This window comes from Dehalococcoidia bacterium, from assembly GCA_021295915.1.
Lineage (GTDB): Bacteria > Chloroflexota > Dehalococcoidia > Lucifugimonadales > UBA1123 > VXRN01.
Window position 1 is genome coordinate 4689 of sequence record JAGWBK010000059.1, and the last position, 9566, is coordinate 14254.

A 9566-nucleotide genomic window follows, 5' to 3' on the forward strand; every position below is an offset into this window, starting at 1 on the left:
CCTGCATGGTCTGCTGAATGATCTCAGCTACGTTTATTGGTGTGGGGGTCGGTGGCGCTGGCGCTTCCGAGCTGGAGCAGGCCACCAACAGTGCTGACAGGGCCAGTAATGCAACCCCCATCAAACCAAGTCTTAACTTAAACATCGCTCCTCCCTTTCGCTAGTCCTGTCACTATTCCGACTTGCTATCCGGTCACTATCGCGATTTATCTGAGTTACCTACCTTTAGGAAGTGGATGTTCCTATCATCCTGCTACATGCGACTCCGCAACTTGGGATCCAGACTGTCTCTTAGTCCATCACCCGCAAGGTTGATGCCAAGGACAGTCAGGGTGAGGAAGATGCCCGGGAAGACGATCATCCACACAAACCTGGAAATGTAGTGTCGGCCCTCCGCCATGATGTTGCCCCAGCTTGGGACTTCAGGCGGAGGTCCTGCGCCTACGAAGCTCAGGTACGCCTCTACTAGAACCGCGGAGGCCGCAATAAATGAGGCCTGCACGATGAGAGGGGCAAATGTATTGGGCAGAATGTGTGTCCTGAGGATGCGTGGAGGAGGGACTCCAAGTGCGTGAGCGGCATCCACAAACATCTCTTCCCGGATACTCAGCACGGAGGCCCGCACAATACGCACAGCCCTTGGAGTCTCGACCACACAGAGCGCGATGATGACGTTCTGCACACTGCCGCCCAGTAGCGCCATAAGCGCCATGGCCAGCAGAACGGACGGGATCGCCATGAGACCATCCATGAATCGCATGATGACAGCATCCAGACGTCTGTAGTAGCCGGCAAGAAGTCCAAACACGATTGACGAGAGGACAGAGATCACGGCTACGGCCGCACCCACGGTCATCGAGACACGGCTTCCAAAGAGCACACGACTCCAAAGGTCTCTTCCTATATTGTCTGTTCCGAACCAGTTGCCAGACGATGGTGGTGTGAACCTTTCCCGCGGTGCAACAGCACTGGGATCGCCTGTGAACAGAAGTGGAGCGAAAATGGCCATCAGCGCCATCACGACAACAATCGCGATCCCGGCTGCCATCGTCGGATTTCGTCTCATGGCCCTCAATGTAGAACGGACCAGAGCACCTACTGTCTCAGCGCGTGTGCGACCGCTCCCCAGGGCAGCTCTCCCAGATTGTGATGCCATCAGTACCTGATCCTTGGATCGAAGTATGCGTATGAAATGTCAATGAACAAGTTGATGATCACGTAGACACCTGAGATCAGCAGAATCGTGCCCTGGATAATGGGATAGTCCCTGGCGAGGATGGCGTTTAGTAGCAGACGCCCCAGACCAGGGACCGCAAACACACTTTCAGTGACAACCAGGCCGCTTAGGAGAGCGGCGAATCCAAGTCCAATTACCGTTACGATGGGAAGTGCGGCGTTTCTCAGCGCGTGGCGAATGAGAACAGTGCGTTCTGTCAGGCCCTTCGCCCTGGCAGTGCGAACGTAGTCTTCCCTTAAAGTCTCCAGCATGGTCGCGCGCGTCATCCTCGTAATCAACGCCATTACTATGACCCCGGTGGCGAAAGCCGGCATTATCAGCCTGTGTAGAAACGGGCCGATCCCCTCAGAAGGCGGGCTGTAGCCGGCAGCGGGAAAGAAGTCCAATTGGACGGCGAAGAAGAAGATCATCAAGAAACCCAGCCAGAAGACGGGCATCGAGAATCCAAGAGTGGCAATGACCATGACAGTGCGGTCAATCCAAGAGTCGGCCTTCCAGGCGGCCAGCACTCCCAAAGGAATTGCCAAAACCAAGGCAATTAGCTCGGTCATAATCGTGAGCGAGAGTGTTGGTACCACCCTCGCCCTTATGAGGTCAGAGACGTTGTGCTTGGAGAGTAGCGATTGACCCAGGTCTCCCCTTGCCAGGTCACTGAAGTACCGATATAGCTGAACATGCAACGGCTGGTCCAGCCCCAGCTGCTTCCGGATCTTCTCAACTACCGCGGGATCTACTTCTGCTCCGCCAGTTCCCGCCAGGATTGCGGCGGGGTCCCCTGGGGCGAGACGCAGAATAGCGAAGACAACGAGTGCGACAACCAAGATTACGGGGATGGTCGACAAGGTGCGCCTGATGATGTATCCGGTCATTCGCTAAGCTCTCCGGTCCGGTTGTCTCTAGCGCCTGGTCTCCGTGGTTACTCGATAGTTGATGTTAGCTACTGCTCTAGTTTGAAATATGCGTCCCTGCTACTACTCTCCGAAATCGACTGTCCAGGCTCCGTCGGCCTTTATTATCAATCCATAGATATCAGGGGTCAGCCCGATGATGGGGTGGATCTTGACTTCTGTAGAACCGTCATATGGACCAGTGCCGTTTACGAGGTTTTCCGCCAGGGTTCCGTCCGCCTTTACAAGATCGATCACAAAGCTGGACGAACCCTCATGCGTGACCTCCACTGACCTTGTGCCTTGACCCAAGTCGATAGGTCCTTTGACGTCATCACCCGACCCGGACCAGTTGAACGGGGGCGCGTCACCACTGTCCCAAACAGGCTGGGTTAGCTCAATCTTCCAAGCCCCATCTGCAGTTACCTGCATAAGGTAGGTGCCGGGTGTTAGACCGAATAGCTGAGCAGGGCTCACCTGGTGGGCTCTGATTCCGTCGTAAGAACCAGATGTCTCGATGCTGGTGACCAGACCTCTGGGACTGCCTGTGCCAGAGTGCAGCGCACCCGTTGCAGACTGACTCTGCAAGTGCCAGTCAGTGAGAATCAGAACTTCGAAGTCAGACCCTCCCTGATGGGTAGCCGTCAAGTACAGGATGCCGTCGGTAATGTCGAAGCGATTAGTGAAGGCGCTGCCCTGCCCCTCGAACACTTGAGGTTCGCTTGCAGTAATCGCAATGCGGGCACCGGTGTCAGGCGGAGGGACAAGCTCCTGTGGCTGCACTGCCTGCGTGCCCTGAGATTGGGCAGAACCGGACGAGCCATCCTCCTGATCAGAGGCAGGAGAAGAGTCGGAACCACACCCGATCAGCAGCAAGGCGGCGATTGCGAGGGTAGCTACTTGAGTCAGGCAGAGAATACGCTTCACTCGCCACCTCATACCAAAAATCGTTCCTGTCAAGGGGACCTAGGTCGGATCGTCATGCCGTTGTAGAGTTGTCCACAGGGCACTGCGCGTTAAGGCCGACACTGACGACACTTAATGACCAAACGTATGAGGGAAATTAAGTGAATCGTCGTTCACTTACCAAGGCGGGGCTAGACTATCGCAGCCCTTTTTCTTTGTCAACCAGCGCATATTGACTGGTGGCACAGTCAGGATGAGGGCGTGAGTAGCCTTATGATGGAGACTGGCGATCTGACCTCATGGAGACGATCGCGTTTGAGGGACGGGGCTGATCAGATAGCTGGCGGGAGGGGTTTGTCTACCCTCAGCACGGAGAGGAACGCGCGCTGGACCGCCGAAATGTGAGTGTCATCCCGGTAGAAGACAGTCAGGGGTCGTTCACATCTCCAGCCCTGGACCGAGAGCACCTTCAGGTAGCCTGCAGCGACATCCGGGCCGACGGAGAATTTCGACACCACTCCGACTCCAAGCTCAGCTGACGCCGCCCTCTTGACGGCCTCGTTACTGCCAAGCTCCATGACCACACGGACCCGGGCACCCATGGACGAGAAATGTTCCTCAGCGGCGCGCCGGGTTGCGGAACCCGTCTCTCGCATGAGGAAAGCCTCATCAACTACATCCTGGACCTTCAGGCTGCGGCGGCGGGCAAGCGGGTGAGTTGGCGCAGTGACCAGCACAACCTCGTCATTCACGTATAAGAAAGACGCCAGTCCCCTGATGTCGACAGGTGCGCCGGCCATGCCGAGGTCCAATTCACGGCTGAGTATCTGATCGATGACGTTCCTGGTGTTGGAAATCGCCAGCGACACCTCCACCTTTGGATAGCGCTCTCGGAACTTACCAATCGCAAATGGGAGAATATACTCGCCAGGAGTCGTCGAGGACCCTATTGTCAACCTACCTGACTCAAGACCTGTGAGATCCTGGATGGCATTAGTCATCTCGTCAGCCAGAGTGAAGATTCGACGCGTGTAGTCGTAGACAGTCTCACCAGTATCGGTGAGACTGACTCCGGAGCGCATCCTGATTAGCAGAGTCGTATCAAGACTGCGTTCAAGCTCTTTCACTTGAATCGAAACCGCAGGCTGACTGATGCCCAGCTCGCTGGCGGCCCGCGTAAAACTGCCAAGCCTTGCGACTGTGTGAAAGATGAATAGGCGATGGAAGTTGATCTCAGACATAATTGTCGATCATTCCCGTCCTACTTGTGGTTTACCCACTATTGTACACCGTGTTGATCCGTTTTGCTGATCAAAGCGGGCCAGTCACTGAAAGACGAAAGAACCTTTCTGTGCCCGTTACATGTGTAGTGGTTTATAATATATACGTCATACATAGATAACTGGTTTTGTCTATTTCGTCAAGCTTTACATTGCATAGTAGGAACGGACCATAGGAAACTCAAGCTCGTAACATACCTGAGTCCATCCGATTGAGAACGCGTGAGGGGGACGGATATAATTGGCACGCGGAATTCCAATGAGTTACCCCTGCGAGGTGTTTATGGGAAGCCAGATAGACTTCAACTGCGACATGGGCGAGAGTTTCGGCATGTACAAGATGGGATTGGATGAAGAAGTCATCAAGTACATCACATCCGCCAACATCGCGTGCGGATTTCATGCGGGCGATCCCACCTGGATGCGCACGACAGTGGCACTGGCGGAAGAGCAAGGAGTGGCCATCGGAGCGCATCCGAGCTTTCCCGACCTCGCCGGATTCGGCAGGCGGAACATGATCGTATCCCCTGACGAGGCGCGCAATGACGTCATCTACCAGATGGGTGCGCTCCAGGCGTTCACCAGCGCGGGCAAGCTCCAGCACGTCAAGCCGCACGGCGCCATGTACAACATGGCAGTCGACGACGAGACCCTGGCGAGAGCGATCTGCGATGCGGTGCTCGAAGTGGACGAGGATGTCGCGCTCCTGGCGCTTGCTGGCTCTTCATGGATTGGGATTGCCCAGGAAATGGGCCTTCGAGTCGGGCGCGAGATATTCGCCGACCGAGCTCTGAATCCTGATGGAACGCTGGTATCCAGATCCCAACCCGGTTCCGTGATCCACGACACCTCTGAAGTTGTAGAGCGCAGCCTTCAGATGGTTACCGAAGGAACTGCGCGCGCCATCAATGGAGACATCATCGATGTCGAGGCGGACAGCCTGTGCCTGCATGGCGATACTCCTGGGGCCGTTGAAATGGCCAAGGCCCTCAAAGAGGCACTGGAGTCCGAGGGCGTACTGATCAAGCCCCTTGCCGAGCTGGTGTAGTGACCTCGGAGCTTAACGGCGACGCCTCATCCAAGCGAGACATCCGGTTTCTTCCTGCGGGGGACCAGGCTGTCGTGGTCGAATTCGGGTCGGTCATTGACCCGGAGATCAATGCGCTGGTGCACAGGGCGGCCGCTGCCATTGATGCATCTGACATCGATGGCGTACTTGAGATGGTGCCGACTTACCGCTCGCTTCTCGTCTATTACGATCCGCTGGAAGTGTCGCTACATGAGCTCCAGGAGCAAATATCCGGGCTGGCGATTGTCGCCGACGAAATTCGGGACGAATTCCGGATAGTCGAGATACCTACCCTTTACGGGGGCGAGCACGGGCCAGACCTGGAATTCGTGGCCCAGAACGCAGGGATGGCGGAGTCGGAGGTCATCGCGCTGCACTCTGGCACCGACTACCTGGTCTATACAATGGGGTTCAGTCCTGGATTCCCATACCTGGGCGGGCTGGACATGAGGCTGCACACGCCCCGGCTCCCGTCACCCCGCACACTAATTCCGGCCGGTTCTGTTGGGATTGCTGAGACGCAGACTGGTGTCTATCCCGTTGCAAGTCCGGGTGGCTGGAGGCTAATAGGTCGATCTCCTCTCAGGCTGTTCGATCCACTTGCGAGCCCTCCGACCGTTATAAATGCAGGAGATAGGGTGAGATTCGTGCCCCTGGATGACGAAGCCGCGTATGATGACATAGACCGGCAAGTCAAGGAAGGTACCTACTCAGCCATAACGAGGGTCGGACGATGAGCAGCCAGTCTATCGAACTGATTTCGGCTGGTCTGCTGACGACGGTCCAGGACCTTGGGCGGAGAGGATACCAGCGATATGGAATTCCCGTTTGCGGCGCACTTGATCCCGTGTCGCTTCGTATCGCAAACGTGCTGGTCGGCAATCCCGAAGGCGAAGCCTGCCTGGAGATTACGGCCCTGGGACCTACGATCAGGTTCATTTCAGACAGCGTAGTTGCCCTGGTCGGAGCGGACTTCAAGATCGACCTTGATGGTCGCGAAGTGCGAACGTGGGAGTCGGTAGAGGTCTCCGCGGGCTCAATCTTGAGCATCGGTGCGGCTTCAGACGGCTTGCGCGCCTACCTCGCTATTGCCGGGGGAATAGATGTCCCACCAGTGATGAACAGTAGGTCTACGGACCTCAAAGGTGTGTTCGGAGGATTCGAAGGACGGCCTCTCCAAGATGGAGACTCGCTGCCAGTGGGAGACTCTCCCCATGTGGCGGACTGGTCTCAAAGAGGCCTGCCGGCTGGAATCAGCAGACAGCCCACGTTCGGGCAGGAGTTTCAGATCAGGGTGGTGTTGGGCCCACAGGATGGCGAATTCACTCAGACTGGCATAGATACAATGCTGACGTCCGAGTACACGGTCAGCGTAGACTCCGACAGGATGGGCTACCGGCTGGAAGGTGCGGAGATAACCCATGAACGTGGACCTGACATAGTTTCTGACGGCACCGCCCTGGGTTCTGTACAGGTACCCGGCAGCGGGCAGCCGATCATTCTGCTCGCCGACAGGGGCACCACGGGCGGTTACACGAAGATCGCCACTGTTATTGCACCGGACATTGGACTGCTTTCGCAGGCGCTGCCAGGTGCGAAGGTCCGTTTCACGGCGGTTTCTGTCGAAGAGGCCCACGAGGCGCAGCGCGAGCAGGAATCGATGATTCGGGAGATCAAGTCCCACGTGGATCTGGACCTGACAGGTGCTGTCTCGGTCAGGTCTGAAGGCAGCGAAGTTCGGGTAGTTGACGAGAGCGGCGGCAGAATCGCCGTCCCAGACGTGACAGGATCCAGAACATCCACGCGCACGATATCGACGATTGCAGATGGTGAAGAGTTCGAATTCGAACTCACTACAGCGTTCCAGTAGCATAAGGCTGAGGGAGTAGATATGACCGACAAGCGGATCGTGATTTTCGGAGCAGGCGCAGCGGGGAGCTACCTCGGAGCGTACATGACCAGGGAGGGCCACGACGTCACGTTTGTTGACATGTGGGGCGAGCACGTGGAGACGATGAGAAAGAACGGGCTGAGGGCCTCTGGCACTCAGGACGACTTCACTGTCGACGTTAACGCGCATCACCTGTCCGACGCTCTTCAACTGCAGGGCGAGTTCGATATCGGCTTCCTGGCCATGAAGAGCTACGACACCGAGTGGTCCGCTCATTTCCTCAAGAGGCTGGTGAAGGATGACGGAGTGATCGTGTCGTCGCAGAACTGCATGAACGACAGGTTGGTCGCATCTATAGTCGGGTACAACAGGGCCGTCGGCTGCATCATGTCGAGCATTACGGTCGCTCTATGGGAGCCCGGGCACGTTACGCGAGGCGGCCCCCCGGGACGAGGTCGCGGGCACGTGGTGTTCCGTGTCGGAGAACTTCACGGGCGAATCACGCCAAGAGTCGAGGAACTCGCCGACATACTGATGTGCGTCGATGACGCAAAGGCTACGTCGAACCTGTGGGGCGAGAGGTGGTCAAAGCTGACCACCAACTCGTCAGGCAACCCAGTTGGAGCTATGACGGGGCTAGGAGCCGAGGGCGTCGCATCTATGCCGGAGGCGCGTCGGATTCAGATCAACATCTGCAAAGAGTCCTGCCAGGTCGCGCTTGCCCAGAACTACGAAGTTGAACCAATCAAGGGCGTGTCGGCAGAGACGTACGCGAAGGCAGACGACGGCGAGGTGTTTGAGGAATTGGATTCAATGTTCCAACCGTCAGGTGGCGGCGCAGACTGGAAGTCTTCAATGGGACAGGACGTCGAGAAGGGTCGGCGCACCGAGATCGAGTTCATGAATGGTTTCATAGTCGATGAGGGACGCCGCGTTGGAGTGCCAACTCCCATCAACGCCGCCATCGTGCAGGTGGTCCAGGAAGTGCAATCTGGAGAACGCGCTCCAAGTTCCGAAAACGTGCATCGCGTCCTGAGCCTGGCCGGCCTTGCCTGATTCATCTATCCATGTACACGAGGTAGCTCGTCGAATTGCGTGAGCTATACCACGAGCTAACGGACTGGACTCTGCAGGCCGCTGACAGTGACTGGGCAATAGTACTGTTAGCGCTGGTGGCGTTCAGCGATTCCATATTCTTTCCGATCCCTCCGGACCCGCTACTGATCGCTGTGGGAGTGGCGAACCCGGGCTCTGCGATCTGGGTGGCCCTATTGGCCACTGCTACCTCTGTCGCAGGTGCATACGCCGGATACTGGCTGGGTCGAAAGGTAGGCAGACCTCTGCTGCACCGACTTGTGGCAGAGCACAAGATCGAACGAGCGGAAGAGCTTTTCAACAAGTACGGCGTTTGGACGATCATCCTGGCGGCGATCACACCCATCCCATACAAGGTATTCGCAATACTGGCAGGCGTCATGGCGCTCCCCGTTCGGCCGTTCCTGATTGCGTCCCTGATCGGACGGGGCGCACGCCTTATGACGATAGGCGTGCTGGTATTCCTGTTCGGCGAGGCTATTCAGGAGTTCATCGAGGGCAACTTCGAGCTTCTGACGATCGGTGGAGGTCTGGGGATAGTCTTCATGGTAGTGAGCTATCTGGCCTACAGAGCATGGATGTCGGGCGGACGCGGTAAGATTGACACCCAAACGGTAGATTCCTAGACTACGGCTACCCTTTCAAGCGACACTCGATCGCTGCCACGGAGGCCAGAATTGAACATTACATTCACCCAACAGGAAGAGGGCTTCCGGCAGGAGATCCGCGACTTTCTCAAGGAAGAACTGCCCGAAGAATGGGATCCACTGGGGAAGCCGGGACAATCTGCGGAGGAGCAACAGGCGTTTTCGCGCGGCATGTCGAGGCGGCTGGCTGACAAGGGGTGGCTGACTCTCGCCTGGCCCGAAGAGTACGGTGGTCAGGGCCGGTCCATCATGGAGCAGGTCATCTACAACGAGGAGATGTCCTACCTGAACGTTCCCGGTACTGAGCTGGGGACTGGTGCCATCTCCTGGGTCGGACCGGTTCTGATGCTCGCCGGGACAGATGACCAGAAGAGGGAACACCTGCCGCCAATCGCCAACGCCGAGCGTTACTGGTGCACACTCTACAGCGAGCCGGGGTCGGGCTCTGACCTTGCTTCGCTTCAGACGTCGGCTGTTAGAGACGGCGACGATTTCGTGCTCAATGGTCAGAAGATATGGACGTCGAGCGCACACTTCGCTGACTGGGGCTGGCT

Annotated in this window: 10 protein-coding genes; 6 read left to right on the plus strand and 4 right to left on the minus strand. The window is 57.0% G+C overall.

The window, feature by feature from the left end; genetic code table 11:
* Positions 1 to 253: 253 nt before the first annotated feature.
* From J4G14_13800 to J4G14_13815, 4 genes are all read right to left on the minus strand, one after another.
* Positions 254 to 1156 (minus strand): ABC transporter permease, encoded by a 903-nt coding sequence (locus tag J4G14_13800; GenBank protein ID MCE2458863.1) that lies wholly within the window; start codon positions 1154 to 1156, stop codon positions 254 to 256.
* Positions 1156 to 2106 (minus strand): ABC transporter permease, encoded by a 951-nt coding sequence (locus J4G14_13805; protein MCE2458864.1) that lies wholly within the window; start codon positions 2104 to 2106, stop codon positions 1156 to 1158. The genes J4G14_13800 and J4G14_13805 overlap by 1 nt, the downstream gene beginning before the upstream one ends.
* 102 nt (positions 2107 to 2208) lie before the next feature.
* On the minus strand, positions 2209 to 3051 hold the full coding sequence (locus tag J4G14_13810) for a hypothetical protein (GenBank protein ID MCE2458865.1): 843 nt from the start codon (positions 3049 to 3051) through the stop codon (positions 2209 to 2211).
* 311 nt (positions 3052 to 3362) lie between these two features.
* Positions 3363 to 4271, minus strand: coding sequence for a LysR family transcriptional regulator (locus tag J4G14_13815; protein ID MCE2458866.1), 909 nt, complete (start codon positions 4269 to 4271; stop codon positions 3363 to 3365).
* 322 nt (positions 4272 to 4593) lie between these two features.
* On the opposite strand from J4G14_13815, the gene J4G14_13820 reads away from it, so the two are divergent.
* The 6 genes from J4G14_13820 to J4G14_13845 all read left to right on the plus strand — a co-directional run.
* On the plus strand, positions 4594 to 5358 hold the full coding sequence (locus tag J4G14_13820; GenBank protein MCE2458867.1) for a LamB/YcsF family protein: 765 nt from the start codon (positions 4594 to 4596) through the stop codon (positions 5356 to 5358).
* Positions 5359 to 5399: 41 nt separating this feature from the next.
* Entirely contained in the window at positions 5400 to 6116 is a 717-nt protein-coding gene (pxpB, locus tag J4G14_13825) for a 5-oxoprolinase subunit PxpB (GenBank protein MCE2458868.1), read from the plus strand.
* Entirely contained in the window at positions 6113 to 7249 is a 1137-nt protein-coding gene (locus tag J4G14_13830) for a biotin-dependent carboxyltransferase family protein (GenBank protein MCE2458869.1), read from the plus strand. Before pxpB ends, J4G14_13830 begins: the two co-directional genes overlap by 4 nt.
* A 21-nt stretch (positions 7250 to 7270) precedes the next feature.
* A complete protein-coding gene (locus J4G14_13835; GenBank protein ID MCE2458870.1) occupies positions 7271 to 8326 on the plus strand; it encodes a 2-dehydropantoate 2-reductase in 1056 nt (351 codons plus the stop codon).
* Positions 8327 to 8361: 35 nt separating this feature from the next.
* Positions 8362 to 8991 carry a DedA family protein gene (locus J4G14_13840; protein MCE2458871.1) on the plus strand — a complete coding sequence of 210 codons (630 nt, stop codon included), beginning with the start codon at positions 8362 to 8364 and terminating at the stop codon, positions 8989 to 8991.
* Between the two features lie 51 nt (positions 8992 to 9042).
* On the plus strand, positions 9043 to 9566 hold a 524-nt coding region (locus J4G14_13845), incomplete at its 3' end, for an acyl-CoA dehydrogenase family protein (GenBank protein ID MCE2458872.1).